Raw genomic sequence first — 16659 nt, 5'->3', positions numbered from 1 at the left:
AGCATAGGCTCCCGGCCGCGGTTGGCAGGTCGCAAGCCTCTCCCCGGGGTGGGGCGGTGAGTCCTCCACCGAATGGCGCCGTGGCCCGGAGGGGCGGTGGATCTTCCACCGTACGGACGCTCAAACGGTGGAGGATCCACCGCCCACCCCGGCAGGTGGGGCTTTCGGTGGAGGATCCACCGCCCGGCCGCGGTTCGTCCCCAGGCCGCGGGGGTCACCCGCTCGTCCACAGGCGTCGATCGGGTGCTCGCGCCCCGGTCCGTCGGCGCGCAGGGTCGAGCCATGGACGCTCCCGCCGTCGTCGTCGCGGCCACCGATCCGCAGACCCGCGCCGCGGCCTCGCGGTGGGCGGCGGCCCTCGGTGCCGCCGTCGAGCTGACCGACACCGCGGCCGGGGCGCGGCGGCACTGGTCCGGCGCCTCGGCGGTCCTGGTCGACGCGGCGATGGCGCGCCGGCTGGTCCAGGCAGGCACCCCGCGCCGGCCGCACGTCGTGGTGGTCGACCCGGAGGTCGGCCACGGCGAGGAGCTCTGGCGGACCGCGATCACGCTCGGGGCCGCGCTGGTGTGCCGGCCCGATCCTGGGTCGCAGACCGCCGTGCTCGAGCTCATGTCGTCGGCGCTCGAGGGGCGGGGCGAGGCCTGCGTCATCGCCGTGGTCGGCGCGGTCGGGGGCGCGGGCGCCTCGGTGCTCGCGGCGGGCCTGGCCCTGTCGGCGGCCCGTCGCAGTTGGCGCGCGGTGCTGGTCGACCTCGACCCGGCCGGTGGGCTCGACCTCGTGCTCGGGGCGGAGTCGGTGCCGGGCGCGCGCTGGGACACCCTCGACGCCACGGGCGGACCGCTGCCCGCCGGAGCGCTCGTCGACGTGCTGCCCCGTCACCACGACGTCGCCCTGCTGACCCGCTCGCGCGGGGGAGCGACGACCTCGACCGAGCCGGCGGAGGTCGTCACGGCCGTGAGACGGGCCGGCGACCTCGTCGTGCTCGACGTGCCGCGCCACCCGGCGGCCCACGGGGTGCTCGGGTGCGCCGAGCTCACGGTCGTCGTGGTGCCCGAGGACGTCCGCAGCGTCGCGGCCGCGCGTCACCTCCTCGACGACCTGCGCCAGGTCGCGGGCACCGTCGTCGTGGTCGGTCGCGGCCTGCCCGGAGGGCTCGGACGGAGCGGCCTGGCGCAGCACCTCGCCGTCCCGGTCGTGGCCCGGGTCGCGCACCGCGGCTCGGTGCGTCGCGACGTGGCTGCGGGTCGCGGTCCCGGCCGCGCGCTCGACCGGGTCGCACGCACCGTCCTCGGTCTCGTCGGCCTGGGCGGCACACCGTGAGGAGACCACGGTGACGCCTGCCTCCGAAGGGCTCGTCGAGCGGGTGCGCCGCCGGCTCGCGGCCGACGCCGAGGCGCCGACGGCCGAGAACGTCGCCCGGGCGCTGCGGGCCGAGCCGGGCGTGATGGGCCCGGGCACGGTGCTCGCCGTCCTCGACCAGGTGCGCCGCGACACGGCCGGGGCCGGGGTTCTCGAGCCGTTGCTGACGGTCCCCGGGGTCACCGACGTGCTCGTCAACGGGGCCACCGGGGTGTACCTCGATCGCGGCGACGGGCTCGAGCCCGCCGACGTGCGCTTCCACGACGAGGCGGAGGTGCGCCGGCTCGCCCAGCGGCTGGCCTCGCTGGCCGGTCGTCGCCTCGACGACGCGAGCCCCTGGGTCGACGCGCGGCTCCCGGACGGCACCCGGCTGCACGCGGTGCTCGCTCCGGTGGCACACCCCGGCACCGTCCTGAGCCTGCGGGTGCCGGCGCGCCAGACCTTCAGCCTCGACGACCTGGTGGCGGCCGGGGCGACGAGCCCGGCCGGAGCCGCCGTCCTGCGCCGCGTCGTGGCGGCGCGGTCGGCGTTCGTGATCTCCGGCGGCACCGGTACCGGCAAGACCACCCTGCTCGCGGCGCTGCTCGCGGAGGTGCCGGCCGGCGAGCGGCTCGTCGTCGTGGAGGACTCCGCCGAGCTGCGACCCCGCCATCCGCACGTCGTGACGATGGAGGCCCGCCCCGCGAACGTCGAGGGCCGCGGTGCCGTGGAGCTGCGCGACCTGGTCCGCCAGGCGCTGCGGATGCGACCCGACCGTCTCGTGGTCGGTGAGGTGCGAGGGGCCGAGGTCGTCGATCTGCTGGCGGCGCTCAACACCGGTCACGAGGGCGGGTGCGGCACGATCCACGCGAACTCCGCGGCGGACGTGCCGGCTCGCTTCGAGGCGCTCGCGCTGCCCGCCGGCCTGCCGCGAGCGGCCGTGCACGCCCAGCTCGCGGCAGGTCTGGACCTGGTCGTGCACCTGGACCGGTCGCGGGACGGGCGCCGGGTCGTCGACCACGTGGGCGTGCTCCGAGCCGGTGCCGACCGCGTCGTGGACTGCGTCCCGGCGTTGTTCCTCACCCCCGAGGGGCTGCGCGAGGGGCCGGGGCACGCCGACCTCCTGACGGTGCTCGACCGGGGTCCGCGGCCGTGAGCCTGCTGCCGCTGACGACCTGGGCAGCCGTGGCGGCCGGCTGCGCGGTGCTGCTGCGGTGGCCCGACCCGGACTGGGCGGCCGCGCACCGGCTGGACCTCGCCGGGCCCGCGCGCTGGCCTCGGCTCCTGCTGATCCTCGTCGCCGTCCCGGCCGTCGCCGCGGTGCTGCCCTCCGTCGGCGGCGTGGCACCGGTCCTGGTGCTCGTGACGGGCGCCGCCGTTGCGGCGTTCGTGGGGCGCGAGGTGCGGCGGGCGACTCGCCGTGACGCGGCTCGCGCCGCGCTCCAGGAGGTCACCGCGCTCGTCGACCTGCTGGCAGCCGAGCTGCGCGCGGGCACGCTCCCGGAGCAGGCGCTGGCGACGGCTGCGGTCGACCACGAGCTCGTGGCGCCGGCGGCCCGGGTCGCTCGGCTCGGCGGCGACGTGGCTGCCGCGCTGCGGCTGCTGGTCGACCGCCCCGGGTGCCAGGGCATGGCGGCTGTCGCAGGCGCGTGGCGGCTCAGCGAGACGTGCGGCGCTCCGCTGGCCGACGTGCTCGACCAGGTCGGGCGAGGTCTGCGCTTCGAGTCCGAGCTCGCCGACGAGATCCGCTCGACGGTCGAGCCGGCGCGCGCCACGGGGCGCCTGCTCGCCGTGCTCCCGCTGCTCGGTCTGCTGCTGGGGGCCGGGCTGGGGGCGGACCCCGTCGAGGTGTTGACCACGACCCTCCCCGGGGCGGCGTGCCTGGTCCTCGGGACCGTCCTGGCCTGCACGGGCGTGCGCTGGATCGAGACCACGGCCGATCGAGCGGAGCGCGGATGACCCTGGCGGCAGCGGCGCTGGCGGCGTGCGCGGTCGCACTCCTCCTCGGCCCCGCTCCCGGGCGTGGAGCCCGGCGCGTCCTGGGTCCCGCGGCCGAGCGACGCGAGGTCGACGGTGGTCTGGTCGTCGCCGCAGGGGTCGTCCTGCTCGGCACCCTCGTGGGTGGCTGGCCGTGGGGCACCCTCGCGGCCGGCGCGGCCGCACCGCTCGTGCGGGCCCGGGTGGCGCGAGCCGGCCGCAGTGGTCCCGGAACGGTGGCGGCGGAGCTGCCGGTGGCCCTCGACCTGGTCGCAGCGGCCCTCGCCGCGGGGCGCCCTCCCGGCGTCGCCGTCGCGGCAGCCGCCCGTGCGCTGGGAGGTCAGGTCGGCGCCGAACTCGACGCGGTGGCGGCTCGGCTCGTCACGGTGGCCGATCCGAGCGAGGTGTGGCGCGACGTCGCCACCCGACCTGGCCTGGCCGAGCTCGCCCGGGCGGTGCTGCGCGCCGAACGGTCCGGGTCGGCCCCTGCCGCCGTGGTCGCGAACGTCGCCGACGACCTGCGGCGTCGCCGTCAGTCCGAGCGCCTGCGCCGCACGCGCGCCGGAGGCGTGGCGACGGCCCTGCCGCTGGGGCTGTGCTTCCTGCCAGCCTTCTTCCTGATCGGCATCGCCCCGACGCTCCTGGGGCTGGTCGGCTCGGTCTTCGGCTGACCACCGAGCGGCAGGGCATCGGGCAGGGGTGCCTAGCCGGGGATCTTGTCGGCCAGCAGGTCGATCTTCTCGATCTGCGGTTCCGAGAAGAGAACGCCGGTGCTGGGACCGAGAGCCTGGCCCACCCCACCGGCGAGATGGGCGTCTCGGGCCTCGTCGTCGGGGAACACGTCGAACACGCCGAAGGTCGACGGTCCGAGCTGCAGGGCGAACCAGGCGACGGTGCCAGGCTCTGCCATCACGATCGACCGCGCTCCGACGAGGAACTCCGCGAGCTCCTCCTCCTTGCCGGGCAGTGCGTCGAGACGCACGAGAAGTGCTTTCGTCAGCATGGTCGGACTCCTTCGGTCCGGGAGGCGCGCCGGCTGGAGGGCCGTCTGGGGGACGCCGTCCCGAACACCGGTGAACGCCCATGGTGGTCGGGATCTCGGCCCCCCTGCATCCCGTGAACAGGTGCTCTTGACCGCCGCAACCCGCTCTGGGCGTCCTCAGGTGCGGGGCGGGCGGACCTCGCGGGGCGGGTCGAGGGCGAGCCGGTGCTGCAGGACCAGGACGGTGAGCTCGACCCGGGAGTGGATGCGGAGCTTGAGGTAGATGTGCTTCAAGTGGGCGTCCACGGTGTGGCGCGACACCTGGAGGTCCGCGGCGATGGTGCGGTTCGTCGTCCCGCGTGAGACGTGAGAGGCGACTCGCCGCTCGGCGAGGGTGAGCGAGCCCCACCCTGGGCTGACGTCCTCGTCCGCCGTGACGAGCCGCTGGGGGGCAGTCGCGTCGTCGCACGCGGCCGCTTGTGCCCCGGCCGGGTCGACGTGGAAGGGGTTGTCGACCATCGCGCCGTCCAGCAGGACCTTGGCGTGCGTGCGGAGCACGTCGACGAGCCTGTCGGCGCCGAACTTCCTCAGGTCGTAGAGGCACATGACGACCGCGGGGGCGTGGTCGACGAAGCGGTTGAGAGCCGACTCGTGGAGCAGGAGGTCGTCGCCACCGCGAGGGCGAGGCAGCACCCACGACATCTCGCCGACGGCTCTGAACAGCTCGAAGCCGGCCGCCTCGGCGGCGTCCACGCGGTCGCTCAGGACCTGGATCGTGTGGTCGACGTCGACCTCCCCCGACCGGAGGCAGACGTCCGTCGCCCGCGCGACGTCGAGCCGCCCCGCCGGGCGAGGCCCGGGGTGGTCCCGTCCCACCGCGCGGTCGCGAACCAGCGACGGCTCGATGTCGTCGACCAGGCACCACGCCATGTCGCCGTGTCGCAGCCCTTCGTCGAGGAAGGGGAACAGGAGCCGGTCACGCTCGTCCGGTCCGGAGTAGAGCGCGCAGAAGTGCGTTCCGGGGCTGAGGGGTCCGACTCCGGGCATCCCGAGGCTCAAACCGTGCATGGTGGCCGCCGTTCGAGGATCCGCGGGAGAGCCCCGACCCTACTCGTCCCCAGCCCCGCGGGGTCCACAGCGACGGGATCCGACCGCAGATCGTCCCCGCCCCGGCCCATCTTCCCGGCGTCAACCCACCACGAAAGGACTCCCATGAGTCGATTCCTTCCCCGCCGTCCCACCCGTCGCGACGAGAGCGGCATGACCACCTCGGAGTACGCCGTCGGCACGATCGGCGCGTGCACCGTCGGAGGCGTGCTGGTGCAGATCGCGCAGAGCGAGTGGTTCAACAACATGATCCAGAGCGTCTTCGACAAGATCCCCACGCTCGGGTTCCTCTGACCGACCGGGGCCGGGGCGCCGCGGGCGTCCCGGCCCCACCGACGGACCGCAGGAGGTCCCGATGTCACTCCCTCGCCCCCGGCGCCACCCCGACGCCGGCATGGCCACCGCCGAGCTCGCCGTCATCACCCCGCTGCTGGTCGCGCTCGGCACCCTCCTGCTGTGGGTCGGGTCCCTGGCCTTCGCGCAGGTGCAGCTCACCGACGCGGCCCGCGAGGCCGCCCGGATGGTGGCCCGGGGCGACCCGGTCGAGGTCGCCGAGCAGCTCGCCCTCGACCAGTCGCCGCCCGGGGCCGCCGTCGACGTCGAGCAGGACGACGGCCTCGTGGTCGTCACGGTCTCGGTCCGGTCGACGCTGCCCGGTGAGTGGTTCGACCGCGCGGTCGGGCGCGACCTCACCGCCGTGGCCGTCGCGGCGGCGGAGTCATGATGACGCGGCGGCCCGACCAGGGCGCCGTCTCCTCGCTGGCGATCGGACTCGGCGTCCTGCTGCTCGTGGTCGCCGGTGGAGCGGTCGAGCTCGGTGCCGCCGTGCGGGTCAAGCACGCCGCCGCCTCGGCCGCCGACCTCGCCGCTCTGGCGGGCTCGCGGGCGGTCGAGTCGGGTGACGACGGGTGCGCGGCCGCCGAGGACGTGGCGCGACGCAACGGTGCCCGGGTCGTCTCGTGCCGCCTCGACGTCGCGGTCGCCACCGTCACCACCGAGGTCCGGTCGCCGCGGTGGTGGGGTCGCGCCTGGACGTCGCGACAGACCGCCCGGGCAGCCCCGGCCACCTACCTGGAGGAGCCGTGACGTCAGTCGAGCGGGTCGTGGGCCTCGCGCAGCACGGCGTCGAGCAGGCGCACGGCACCGGCCTTGTCCAGCGGCTCGTTGCCGTTGCCGCACTTGGGCGACTGCACGCACCCCGGGCAGCCCGTCGGGCACGGGCAGGCCGCGATCGTGTCGCGCGTGAAGCGCAGCCAGGTGGCCGCCATCGTGTAGCCGCGCTCGGCGAAGCCGGCCCCGCCCGGGTGGCCGTCGTGCACGAAGACCGTGAGCCGACCCGTGTCGGGGTGGTAGGCGGTCGACAGGCCGCCGAGGTCCCAGCGGTCGCACGTCGCCAGCAGCGGCAGCAGGCCGATCGAGGCGTGCTCCGCGGCGTGCGCCGCGCCCGGCACGTCGATCGCGTCGAGGCAGGCCTCGACCTGCTCCGGCTCCAGGGTCCACCACACGGCCGAGGTGCGCAGGCTGCGCTCCGGCAGGTCCAGCGGCTCCTCGCCGAGGTTGCCGCCGCCGCGGTTCGAGCGCCGCAGGTAGGAGGTCACCTGGCTGGTCACGTCGACCGTGCCGCTCGAGATCGTCGCGTGGCCCCACCCCGTGGTGCGCGCCGTCTCCACGACGTCGACCCGGGTCGAGGACTTCGCCTGGGTCGTCCACCCCGGGTCGTCACGCCGCACGACGGCGGTCGCGTCCTCGGGGGAGTACTCCTCGACCACGTAGGTGTCGCCCTGGTGCACGTAGACCGCGGCCTCGTGCACCGCGGCGTCGGCCGACCCCGCGTCGACCGTGCCCACGAGCCGGCCGGTCTCGGCGTCGACGATCTGCACCGGCTTGCCGCCGCTGCCCCGCAGGTCGGCGAGGTCGCTGGCCCGCTCGCGCCGGGTCCAGAACCAGCCGGTCGAGCGGTGTCGCAGCCACCCCGCCTCGGTCAGGGCGTCGACCCCCTCCCGGGCGCGCGGGCCGAAGCGGTCGAGGTCGGCCTCGGTCAGGGGCAGCTCGTGCGCGGCGGCCGCGAGGTGCGGGCCCAGCACGTACGGGTTGTCGGTGTCGAAGACCGTCGACTCCAGCGGCGCCGAGAAGATCGCCTCGGGGTGGTGCACCAGGTACGTGTCGATCGGGTCGGTGCGCGCGATCAGCACCCCCAGCGACTCCTGGCCGCCACGGCCCGCCCGCCCCCACTGCTGGAACAGCGACGCGCGTGTGCCCGGGAACCCGACGCTGACGACGGCGTCGAGGCCGGACACGTCGATGCCGAGCTCGAGGGCCGAGGTCGACGTCAGGCCCAGCAGGTCCTTGGCGCGCAGCCGGGCCTCCAACGCCCGACGCTCCTCCGGCAGGTACCCGCCGCGGTAGGTGGCCACGCGGTCGACGAGCTCCGGGTCGACCTCCGCGAGACGCTGCTGGGCCCGGGAGGTCACGTGCTCGGCGCCGCGGCGCGATCGCACGAAGCAGACCGTCTGGACGTGGGCCGCAGCAAGGTCGGCCAGCAGGTCGGCCGCCTCCGACGAGGTCGATCGCCGCGCGCCCGTGGGCGCGTCGTCAGCGTCGAGGAGGGGCGGCTCCCACAGTGCGACGGTGCGGGCGCCCCGCGGTGAGGCGTCGTCGGTCACGGCCACGGTGTCGAGCCCCGTGAGCCGCCGGGCGAACGCCTCCGGGTCGGCCACGGTGGCCGACGAGCAGACCACGACGGGTGTCGCGCCGACGTGCTCGCAGAGCCGGAGCAGGCGGCGCAGCACGAGCGCGACGTGCGCACCGAAGACGCCCCTGTAGTGGTGGCACTCGTCGACCACGATCAGCCTCAGGCCGCGCAGCAGCCGCGACCACCGCTGGTGCGACGGCAGGATCACGTGGTGCAGCGTGTCCGGGTTGGTCAGCACCCAGGCGGCGTGGTCGCGCGCCCACTGCCGCTCCTCGCGGCTGTTGTCGCCGTCGACGGTCGCCGCGCGCACGAGCGGGTCCAGCTCGCGCACGCGGCGCAGCTGGTCGGCCGCCAGGGCCTTGGTCGGCGCGAGGTAGAGCACCGACGGCAGGCGCGATCCCTGCAGCGCCTCGCCGCCACGGCCGGCCGACAGGGCCGTGAGGGCCGGAGCCTGGAAGGCCAGCGACTTGCCCGAGGCGGTGCCGGTCGTCACCACGACGTTGCGTCCGGCGTGCACGTGGTCGATCGCCTCGCGCTGGTGCGCCCACAGGTGAGTCACGCCCTGCGCGGCGAACCCCGAGCGCACCGCGGCGGGAACCCAGTCGGGCCACGGCTCGACGACGGCCTCGCGCGCCGGCTGCTCCTCGACGTGCGTGACCCGCGCCCCGTGGCGCGCAACGAGATCTTCCGGCCGCACGGCACGAGTGTCCCAGACCGCAGGTGGCGTCCCGCTCGGCGAGCGTCACGGCGTCGACGTTCGCAACCGGCCGGACCGTGCCAGAATGTCGGCCAACTGGGAGGGGAGTCCATGGAGCTCACGGTCGACACACGATCGCTGCCGCCGTTCGAGGTGCTCGAGATCGGTGGCGAGATCGACGTCTACACGGCACCGCGCCTGCGCGAGGCCGTCGTCGAGGCGATCGAGGCCGGCAAGCTGCGGCTCATCATCGACGTCCAGCGGGTCGACTTCCTCGACTCGACCGGGCTCGGGGTCCTGGTCGGCGCCCTCAAGCGGGTGCGGGCCGACGACGGCACGCTCGACATCGTGTGCACGCACGAGCGGCTGCTCAAGATCTTCCAGATCACGGGCCTCGACAAGGTCTTCGGTCTGCACGACAGCGTGGACGCTGCCGTCGCCTCCCACGCGTGAGCGACCTCGCCCCTCCCGCTGACGTCGTCGACCGGCTGGCCGACGCGCTGCGCTCGGCCCCGTTCACGGCCGGGGCGGTCCACGACCTGCTCGGTCCCCTCGCGCACGCGGCCCTCGGACGCAACGAGACCACGCCGGCGACGCGAGCCACGGCTGACGGCTCGACGCTGGCGACGCTGGTGCGACTGTTCACGCTGCAGCACCCGGTCGACCGCGCAGCCGCGGACCGGGCCCTCCCGCGGCTCGTCGAGCCGCTCGCGGCCCACGGACTCCTCGCGTCCTCCGGCAGCGAGGTCCGCGCGCTCGTCGACGTCCGCCCCTACGGCGACGAGGTCCACGACTGGTGGGTCGTCTGCGACCTGACGCCCGGGCAGGACGCGATGCCGGTCGAGGTCGGGCCGGAGCACGTGCTCGGCATCAGTGAGGCGTCGTCGTCGCTCGCCCGGCTGGTCGCCCGCCGACCGGTCGCTCGAGCCCTCGACGTCGGCACGGGCTGCGGGGTGCAGGCGCTGCACCTCGCCCAGCACGCCGGCGAGGTCGTCGCGACCGACGTGAACGCCCGCGCCCTGGCGATGGCTCGTCTCACGGGCCGGCTCAACGGCATCGCGATCGACGTGCGCGACGGCAGCCTCTACGAGCCCGTCGCGGGGGAGCGGTTCGACCTGATCGCCTCCAACCCGCCGTTCGTGGTCTCGCCGCCCGACGGCGACCGCCTGGTCTACCGCGAGACGGGATTCGCCGGCGACGAGGTGGTGCGCCGGCTCGTCAGCGGCGCCGCCGACCACCTCGCCGAGGACGGCCTGTGCCACCTCCTCGCCGCGTGGGTGCACCCCGCCGACGGCGACTGGCAGGACCGTCTCGCCTCCTGGATCGCCCCCACCGGCCTCGACGCCTGGGTCCTGGAGCGCGAGGAGGTCGACCTGCCGACCTACACCGAGATGTGGCTCGCCGACTCCGGCCACCGCGGACGCCCCGGCTACACCGAGGCGTACGACCGCTGGCTGACCTGGTTCGACGAGCAGCGCATCGGGGCGATGGGATTCGGCTGGATCACGCTGCGTCGCGCCGGCCGCGAGGTCCCGTCGGTGCGGGTCGAGGCCTGGGACGGCCAGGTCTCCGGCCCCGTCGGTCCCGTCACCCTGCAGTGGGCGGAGGCGCTCGACGTGCCCGGCGACGTCCTCGACCACGCGTGGGTCGTGGCCCCCGACCTCGTCCAGCACACGTGGGGCGAGCCCGGCGCGGAGGACCCCGCCGTGATCACGGTGCGGCTCCAGGAGGGCCTGCGCCGGGAGCGCCGCGTCGACACGATCACGGCCGGTCTGCTGTCGGCGTGCGACGGCGACCTGACGGCCGGGCAGGTGCTCGGCGCGATCGGCACGCTGCTCGACCTCGACCCCGAGACGGTCCGCTCCGAGCGTCGCTCCGAGGTCGCCGAGCTCGTCGCCGACGGCTTCCTCCGCCCGGCCTGACCCCGGGTCGACACGGGGCGCTCCGGACCTCGTGCGTGCCGTCCGGTTGAGCGAACGCGCTACGGTGTGCCCGCCGGGTTGCTGATCTTCCCGGCGAAAGAAAGGATCCCCCCGTGACCAGCCTCGTCATCGTCGAGTCTCCGAACAAGGTCCGCAGCATCGCGGGCTACCTCGGCGACGGCTACGTCGTGGACGCCTCCGTGGGTCACATCCGTGACCTGCCGCAGGGTGCCGACGAGGTCCCGGCCCAGTTCAAGGGCCAGCCGTGGGCGCGCCTCGGCGTCGACATCGACAACGGGTTCGAGCCCGTCTACGTCGTGTCCGCCGGCAAGAAGTCGCAGATCACCAAGCTCAAGAAGCTGCTGAAGGACGCCGACGAGCTCGTGCTCGCGACGGATGAGGACCGCGAGGGCGAGGCCATCGCGTGGCACCTCCTTGACGAGCTCAAGCCCAAGGTCCCGGTCAAGCGCATCGTCTTCAACGAGATCACCAAGGAGGCGATCCAGCGCGCGATCGCCAACCCGCGTGACGTCGACATGGACCTCGTCGACGCGCAGGAGACCCGGCGCATCCTCGACCGCCTGTACGGCTACGAGGTCAGCCCGGTCCTGTGGAAGAAGGTCATGAGCGGTCTGTCGGCCGGCCGCGTGCAGTCGGTCGCGACCCGCCTCGTGGTCGAGCGCGAGCGCGAGCGCATGGCGTTCCGCTCCGCCTCCTACTGGGACCTCGACGCGACGTTCGACGCCGACGAGAAGCACGACCCGCAGTACTTCCCGGCCCGCCTCATGACGGTCGAGGGCAAGCGCATCGCGACCGGTTCGGCGTTCGGTGCCGACGGCCAGCTCAAGAACCCCGAGGTCGTGCAGCTCGACGAGGCCGCCGTCACGGCGCTCGCCGACGGCCTGCGGGGTCGCCCGCTCCGCGTCGCCTCGGTCGAGGCCAAGCCCTACACGCGCAAGCCCTACGCCCCGTTCCGCACCACGACGATGCAGCAGGAGGCGTCCCGCAAGTTCGGCTGGGGCGCGGCCCGCACGATGCAGGTCGCGCAGCGGCTCTACGAGGGCGGCTACATCACCTACATGCGCACCGACTCGGCGACGCTGAGCCAGACCGCCCTGACCGCGGCCCGCGCCCAGGTCAAGGAGCTCTACGGCGCCGCGTACCTGCCGGAGAAGCCGCGCGTCTACGCCGGCAAGTCCAAGAACGCGCAGGAGGCCCACGAGGCCATCCGTCCGTCGGGCGAGCGGTTCCGCACGCCGCAGCAGGCGGGCGTCGGCGGCGACGAGGGCAAGCTCTACGAGCTCATCTGGAAGCGCACGATCGCCTCGCAGATGAAGGACGCGCAGGGCGAGCAGCTCTCGATCAAGCTCGCCGGCGACGCCGCCGACGGTCGCGCGGTCGAGTTCACGGCCTCGGGCCGCACGATCACGTTCCACGGCTTCCTCAAGGCGTACGTCGAGACGCACGAGGACCCCACGGCGCAGGGCGACGACCAGCAGACCAAGCTCCCCAACCTCGCCGAGGGCGACACCGTGCTCGCGCACGAGCTCGTGCCCAGCGGCCACGAGACCAAGCCGCCGGCGCGCTACACCGAGGCCAGCCTGATCAAGGAGCTCGAGGAGCGCGAGATCGGTCGCCCGTCGACCTACGCCTCGATCATCAACACGATCCAGAACCGAGGCTACGTCTACAAGAAGGGCACCGCGCTCGTCCCGGCGTGGATCGCCTTCAGCGTCGTCCGGCTCCTGGAGCAGCACTTCAGCCGACTCGTCGACTACTCCTTCACGGCCCAGCTCGAGGACGTCCTCGACGAGGTCGCGCACGGTCGCGAGGACCGTCTGCGCGTGCTCGAGGGCTTCTGGACCGGCGGCGGCGAGGGCGACACGGGCCTCAAGCGGCTCGTCGAGAACCTGCCCGACATCGACGCCCGCGGCCTGGCCACGTTCGAGCTCGGCGAGGGTGTCGCGGTGCGCGTCGGCCGCTACGGCCCATACGTCGAGGGCCCGCCGATGGTGCCCGGTGACGGTGGCTCCGAGGTCCCCACCCGCGCCAACGTGCCGGAGGACCTGCCGCCGGACGAGCTGACCCTCGAGGCCGCCCGCGAGCTGCTGCGCAACCCGGCGGGCCAGGAGAAGCACCTCGGCACGCACCCCGAGACCGGCCTGGACGTCGTGGCCCGCAACGGCCGCTACGGCCCGTACGTCGTGGAGTCGCTGCCCGACGGCTCGCCCAAGACGGCCAAGCCGCGCACGTCCAGCCTGTTCAAGTCGATGGAGCTCGACGCCCTCTCGCTCGACGACGCCGTCAAGCTGCTGACGCTGCCGCGCGTGGTCGGCACGGGTGAGGACGGCGAGGAGATCACGGCGCAGAACGGTCGCTACGGCCCGTACCTCAAGAAGGGCACCGACTCCCGCTCGCTCGAGACCGAGGAGCAGCTGCTGACCCTGACCGAGGAGCAGGCGCGGGCGATCTACTCCCAGCCGAAGACCTACGGCCGCCGCGCTGCCGCTTCCCCGCTCAAGGAGCTCGGCAACGACCCGGTCAGCGAGAAGCCGATCGTGGTGAAGGACGGCCGCTTCGGCCCGTACGTCACCGACGGCGAGCACAACGCGAGCCTGCGCAAGGACGACGACGTCGCCACGATCACCCCCGAGCGCGCCCACGAGCTGCTCGCGGAGCGCCGTGCCAAGGCCCCGGCCAAGAAGGGCGCCAAGAAGACGGCGAAGAAGGCGACGGCCAAGAAGGCGCCCGCCAAGAAGACCGCCGCGAAGAAGACGGCGGCCAAGAAGACCACGGCGAAGAAGACCACGGCGAAGAAGACGGGCACGTCCACGAAGACCGCCAAGAAGACCGAGTAGTCGCTGCCCAAGTCCGGTGGTGACGGACGAGCGGCCTGGACCACCCGGCGTGGCTCCTGCCCAGCGCGCCTGATCGTCGTCCCCCAGATGTGCGCGCTAACTCGGCGTCGGAGCCCCGGAACTGCCGCGCAAGCGCGCACATCTGGGGGAGGGCGAGGGGTTGAGGGTGGTGGGGTGCGCTCGGCTCGGTCCATACTCTCGGTATGACCACTCGCCTCACGACCTACGTCCACGACGGACTGACGTTCGACGTCATCGACGAGGGCCCGATCGACGGTGACGTGGTCGTGCTGCTGCACGGCTTCCCCGAGCGCGCGTCGTCGTGGGAGCAGGTGGCCGCCCGGCTGCACGCCGAGGGCTACCGGACGCTCGCGCCGGACCAGCGCGGCTACTCGCCCGGAGCCCGGCCGAAGGGGCGCCGGGCCTACCGCATCGACCTGCTCGTCGGCGACGTCGCCGCGCTGGTCGAGCAGGCCGGCGGGCGGGCGCACGTCGTCGGTCACGACTGGGGCGCGATGGTCGCCTGGTCGCTCGCGATCGCCCGGCCCGACCTCGTCCGCACGCTGACGGCGTTGTCGGTGCCGCACCCCACCTCGTTCCTCCACGCGATGACGCGCACGACGCAGGGCCTCAAGTCCTGGTACATGGCGGCCTTCCAGCTCCCTGCGCTCCCCGAGCTCCTCGCGGGCTGGAGGGGCGGTCCGATCGAGCGGTGGATGCGCACCGGCGGGATGGACGACGCCGCGATCAGCCGGTTCAACCGCGACATCGTCGACTACGGCGCCCTGCCCGGCGGCATCGCCTGGTACCGAGCCCTGCCGTTCCTCGACCGCTCCGCGGAAACGCGGGTCACGGTGCCGACGACGATGGTCTGGAGCGACCGCGACCTGTACGTCGGCCGCGACTCCGTCGAGGGCAGCGCCCGCTTCGTCGACGCCCCGTACGAGCTGCGCGTGCTGCCCGACGTGACGCACTGGATCCCGACCCAGGCGCCCCAGGCCGCCGCCGAGGCGATCCTGGCGCGGGTCGCGTCCGCTGGCGTAGCCTGACGACCACGGTCGCCGAGAGGCGCTGCGACGGGCTCGTTCGACGGTGTGGGCCCGCCACGCTCGGCCACCCGCACGACGCAAGGGCGCCTCCGATTCCGAGGAGGCCACCATGGCACCCCAGACGTCCGACCTGACCGACCTGATCGCCGCCCTGCCGAAGGCCGAGCTGCACGTGCACCACGTGGGCTCCGCCAGCCCCGAGACCGTCGGGCGGCTCGCCGCGCGGCACGAGGGGTCGACGCCGGTGCCCACCGATCCCGCCCGGCTGGCGGACTACTTCACCTTCACCGACTTCGCCCACTTCATCGAGGTCTACCTCTCGGTCGTCGACCTGATCCGCACCCCCGACGACGTCGCGACCCTGACCTACGACATCGGCGCCGACCTGGCCCGTCAGAACGTCCGGTACGCCGAGCTCACGGTCACCCCGTACACCTCGGTGATCCGCGGGATCGCGCCCGAGGCGTTCTGCGAGGCGATCGAGGACGCGCGGCACCGGGTGGCCCGTGACCACGGCACCGAGCTGCGCTGGATCTTCGACGTGCCCGGCGAGTCGGGCGTGCCCGCAGCCGACGCGACGCTCGAGATCGCCCTGGCCCAGCGCCCCGACGGCCTCGTGGGCTTCGGGCTCGGGGGCCCCGAGGTCGGCGTCCCGCGCCCGCAGTTCGCCCCGCACTTCGCGGCCGCCCGCGCCGCCGGCCTGCGCAGCGTCCCGCACGCGGGCGAGACGACCGGACCTCAGACGATCTGGGACGCGCTGGAGCACCTCGGCGCCGAGCGCATCGGCCACGGCATCGCTGCCGCGCAGGACCCCGCCCTGATGGCCCACCTGGCCGAGCGGCAGATCGCGCTCGAGGTCTGCCCGACGTCCAACGTCTGCACGGGCGCCGTGCCGAGCCTGGCCGACCACCCGCTCCCGCAGCTCGTCGCGGCCGGCGTGCCGGTCACGATCTCGTCCGACGACCCGCCGATGTTCTCCACGACCCTGCTGCAGGAGTACGCCGTCGCCGCCGACCTCCTCCGGCTCGACGCCGACGGCGTGGTTGACCTGGTCCGTCAGTCGGTGCGGTTCTCGTTCGCCGGCGACGCCGCGAAGGCCGCCCTGCTGGCCGAGATCGACGCGGTCGCGGCTCGCTAGGGGAGTCGTCCCCTCGGCTGCTGGTCGCTGGTCGCCTAGGGTCGGGGACATGCGGAGGACGACGGGGGTCATCGTGGCGGCGCTGGTCGTCACGGCGCTGGTGGGCTGCGGCGCGGTCAACAAGGGAACCGCCTTCGCCGCCGAGTTCCAGCGGTTCCTCGACGACCAGGAGGCCGTGGTCGAGTCGTCGATCTCGGCCTCGAACAACCTCCCCTGGTCGGGCACGGCGAGCGTCTCGGTCACGCTCGCGGACGACCTGAGCGACGCGGACCTCGTCGAGGCGGTCTGGGAGATCACGGCCCACGAGGTCGACAACCAGATCGGCTACGACCTGCAGGTCGGTGTAGCCGCGGAGAACGCCGACGGTGGCCCGGCCCGCACCGAGTTCGCCTTCCGGGTGCCGGGTCCGGCCCCCGACGAGGACCGCCTACGTGACGACATCGCCGAGCGGCTCGACCGGGCGCGGGCGCTCGCCGCCCTCGGCTCGGGCGAGACGTCGGTCGAGGCGTTCGTGAGGCTCACGACGGTGTCGACGCAGTCCGACGCCCTCGCGTTCGCCTCCGCGGTCTGCGCGGACGACCAGCTCACCGAGCTGCTCGAGGGCTTCTCGGTCGAGGGGATCCTGCCGACGGGCGAGTCCACCAAGGTCGGACTGACCGAGGCGGAGGACTGCGACTGGCTGGGCGACGGGCGTGAGGTGCTGGACGCCCTGGCCCAGGTCGCCGTCGTCCCGGCCTACGACCTGAAGCGCGACCTGCACCAGACCCAGCCCCGGTTGCGGGTCTCCGTCCCGGCCGCCGAGGGCGTCGACCTGTCCGCGGTCGAGACCACGGCGAGCCGGTTGGGCATCACCCTCGAGGTCGTGTCGGTCTGACGTCGGTCCGACGGACTAGGCTCCC

General features: G+C 74.1%; 16 protein-coding genes. 13 read left to right on the top strand and 3 right to left on the bottom strand.

The genetic code is table 11. The features are described 5' to 3' along the window. The first annotated feature begins 282 nt into the window (after nucleotides 1-282). From ssd to ABD127_RS14840, 4 genes are read left to right on the top strand one after another with little or no spacing between them, the layout of a single operon-like run. Nucleotides 283-1320: a septum site-determining protein Ssd gene (ssd, locus tag ABD127_RS14855; protein ID WP_344202923.1), complete on the top strand. Its 1038-nt coding sequence runs from the start codon at nucleotides 283-285 to the stop codon at nucleotides 1318-1320. A 10-nt stretch (nucleotides 1321-1330) separates the two neighbouring features. Continuing rightward, nucleotides 1331-2494 carry a TadA family conjugal transfer-associated ATPase gene (locus ABD127_RS14850; RefSeq protein WP_344202922.1) on the top strand — a complete coding sequence of 388 codons (1164 nt, stop codon included), beginning with the start codon at nucleotides 1331-1333 and terminating at the stop codon, nucleotides 2492-2494. Next, nucleotides 2491-3297: a type II secretion system F family protein gene (locus ABD127_RS14845; RefSeq protein ID WP_344202921.1), complete on the top strand. Its 807-nt coding sequence runs from the start codon at nucleotides 2491-2493 to the stop codon at nucleotides 3295-3297. The genes ABD127_RS14850 and ABD127_RS14845 overlap by 4 nt, the downstream gene beginning before the upstream one ends. After that, entirely contained in the window at nucleotides 3294-3986 is a 693-nt protein-coding gene (locus ABD127_RS14840) for a type II secretion system F family protein (protein ID WP_344202920.1), read from the top strand. The genes ABD127_RS14845 and ABD127_RS14840 overlap by 4 nt, the downstream gene beginning before the upstream one ends. A 32-nt stretch (nucleotides 3987-4018) precedes the next feature. On the opposite strand, the gene ABD127_RS14835 is transcribed toward ABD127_RS14840, so the two are convergent. After that, nucleotides 4019-4318, bottom strand: coding sequence for a putative quinol monooxygenase (locus ABD127_RS14835; protein WP_229052204.1), 300 nt, complete (start codon nucleotides 4316-4318; stop codon nucleotides 4019-4021). 156 nt (nucleotides 4319-4474) lie between these two features. Next, nucleotides 4475-5344, bottom strand: a complete 870-nt coding sequence (locus tag ABD127_RS14830) for an MEDS domain-containing protein (protein WP_344202917.1) — start codon at nucleotides 5342-5344, stop codon at nucleotides 4475-4477. Between the two features lie 165 nt (nucleotides 5345-5509). Between ABD127_RS14830 and ABD127_RS14825 the strand changes: the two genes are divergently transcribed. The 3 genes from ABD127_RS14825 to ABD127_RS14815 all read left to right on the top strand — a co-directional run bounded on the left by ABD127_RS14825 (nucleotide 5510) and on the right by ABD127_RS14815 (nucleotide 6490). Then, a complete protein-coding gene (locus ABD127_RS14825) occupies nucleotides 5510-5698 on the top strand; it encodes a DUF4244 domain-containing protein (RefSeq protein ID WP_344202915.1) in 189 nt (62 codons plus the stop codon). Between the two features lie 61 nt (nucleotides 5699-5759). Next, complete coding sequence (locus tag ABD127_RS14820) at nucleotides 5760-6128, top strand: TadE family type IV pilus minor pilin (RefSeq protein WP_344202914.1); 369 nt, start codon at nucleotides 5760-5762, stop codon at nucleotides 6126-6128. Further along, nucleotides 6128-6490, top strand: coding sequence for an Rv3654c family TadE-like protein (locus ABD127_RS14815; RefSeq protein WP_344202912.1), 363 nt, complete (start codon nucleotides 6128-6130; stop codon nucleotides 6488-6490). Before ABD127_RS14820 ends, ABD127_RS14815 begins: the two co-directional genes overlap by 1 nt. Nucleotides 6491-6492: 2 nt before the next feature. Here ABD127_RS14815 and ABD127_RS14810 read toward each other — a convergent pair whose 3' ends face one another. Next, nucleotides 6493-8793 (bottom strand): DEAD/DEAH box helicase, encoded by a 2301-nt coding sequence (locus tag ABD127_RS14810; protein WP_344202911.1) that lies wholly within the window; start codon nucleotides 8791-8793, stop codon nucleotides 6493-6495. 111 nt (nucleotides 8794-8904) lie between these two features. On the opposite strand from ABD127_RS14810, the gene ABD127_RS14805 reads away from it, so the two are divergent. The 6 genes from ABD127_RS14805 (at nucleotide 8905) to ABD127_RS14780 (ending at nucleotide 16634) form a co-directional block, all read left to right on the top strand. Next, nucleotides 8905-9246, top strand: coding sequence for an STAS domain-containing protein (locus ABD127_RS14805; RefSeq protein ID WP_344202909.1), 342 nt, complete (start codon nucleotides 8905-8907; stop codon nucleotides 9244-9246). Continuing rightward, on the top strand, nucleotides 9243-10715 hold the full coding sequence (locus ABD127_RS14800; protein WP_344202908.1) for a DUF7059 domain-containing protein: 1473 nt from the start codon (nucleotides 9243-9245) through the stop codon (nucleotides 10713-10715). Before ABD127_RS14805 ends, ABD127_RS14800 begins: the two co-directional genes overlap by 4 nt. A gap of 113 nt (nucleotides 10716-10828) precedes the next feature. Then, the gene (gene topA, locus ABD127_RS14795) at nucleotides 10829-13573 is read left to right on the top strand and encodes a type I DNA topoisomerase (RefSeq protein WP_344202906.1); all 2745 of its coding nucleotides are present in this window, start codon (nucleotides 10829-10831) and stop codon (nucleotides 13571-13573) included. A 203-nt stretch (nucleotides 13574-13776) separates the two neighbouring features. Beyond that, complete coding sequence (locus ABD127_RS14790; protein WP_344202904.1) at nucleotides 13777-14622, top strand: alpha/beta fold hydrolase; 846 nt, start codon at nucleotides 13777-13779, stop codon at nucleotides 14620-14622. A 109-nt stretch (nucleotides 14623-14731) separates the two neighbouring features. Continuing rightward, nucleotides 14732-15760, top strand: a complete 1029-nt coding sequence (locus ABD127_RS14785; RefSeq protein WP_344202902.1) for an adenosine deaminase — start codon at nucleotides 14732-14734, stop codon at nucleotides 15758-15760. Nucleotides 15761-15809: 49 nt separating this feature from the next. After that, nucleotides 15810-16634: a hypothetical protein gene (locus ABD127_RS14780; RefSeq protein WP_344202900.1), complete on the top strand. Its 825-nt coding sequence runs from the start codon at nucleotides 15810-15812 to the stop codon at nucleotides 16632-16634. The last annotated feature ends 25 nt before the right edge of the window (nucleotides 16635-16659 follow it).

Origin of the sequence: Aeromicrobium alkaliterrae (genome assembly GCF_039529015.1) — a bacterium.
Lineage (GTDB): Bacteria > Actinomycetota > Actinomycetes > Propionibacteriales > Nocardioidaceae > Aeromicrobium > Aeromicrobium alkaliterrae.
The sequence above is the reverse complement of the archived record's forward strand: the minus strand, read 5'-3'. Positions and strand labels throughout refer to the sequence as shown.

Bases quoted from the DNA above. Each gene is read 5' to 3' on its own strand.
- ssd (WP_344202923.1), top strand. From the start codon at position 283: ATGGACGCTCCCGCCGTCGTCGTCGCGGCCACCGATCCGCAGACCCGC.
- ABD127_RS14840 (WP_344202920.1), top strand. From the start codon at position 3,294: ATGACCCTGGCGGCAGCGGCGCTGGCGGCGTGCGCGGTCGCACTCCTC.
- ABD127_RS14835 (WP_229052204.1), bottom strand. From the start codon at position 4,318: ATGCTGACGAAAGCACTTCTCGTGCGTCTCGACGCACTGCCCGGCAAG.
- ABD127_RS14830 (WP_344202917.1), bottom strand. From the start codon at position 5,344: ATGCCCGGAGTCGGACCCCTCAGCCCCGGAACGCACTTCTGCGCGCTC.
- ABD127_RS14825 (WP_344202915.1), top strand. From the start codon at position 5,510: ATGAGTCGATTCCTTCCCCGCCGTCCCACCCGTCGCGACGAGAGCGGC.
- ABD127_RS14820 (WP_344202914.1), top strand. From the start codon at position 5,760: ATGTCACTCCCTCGCCCCCGGCGCCACCCCGACGCCGGCATGGCCACC.
- ABD127_RS14815 (WP_344202912.1), top strand. From the start codon at position 6,128: ATGACGCGGCGGCCCGACCAGGGCGCCGTCTCCTCGCTGGCGATCGGA.
- ABD127_RS14805 (WP_344202909.1), top strand. From the start codon at position 8,905: ATGGAGCTCACGGTCGACACACGATCGCTGCCGCCGTTCGAGGTGCTC.
- ABD127_RS14790 (WP_344202904.1), top strand. From the start codon at position 13,777: ATGACCACTCGCCTCACGACCTACGTCCACGACGGACTGACGTTCGAC.
- ABD127_RS14785 (WP_344202902.1), top strand. From the start codon at position 14,732: ATGGCACCCCAGACGTCCGACCTGACCGACCTGATCGCCGCCCTGCCG.
- ABD127_RS14780 (WP_344202900.1), top strand. From the start codon at position 15,810: ATGCGGAGGACGACGGGGGTCATCGTGGCGGCGCTGGTCGTCACGGCG.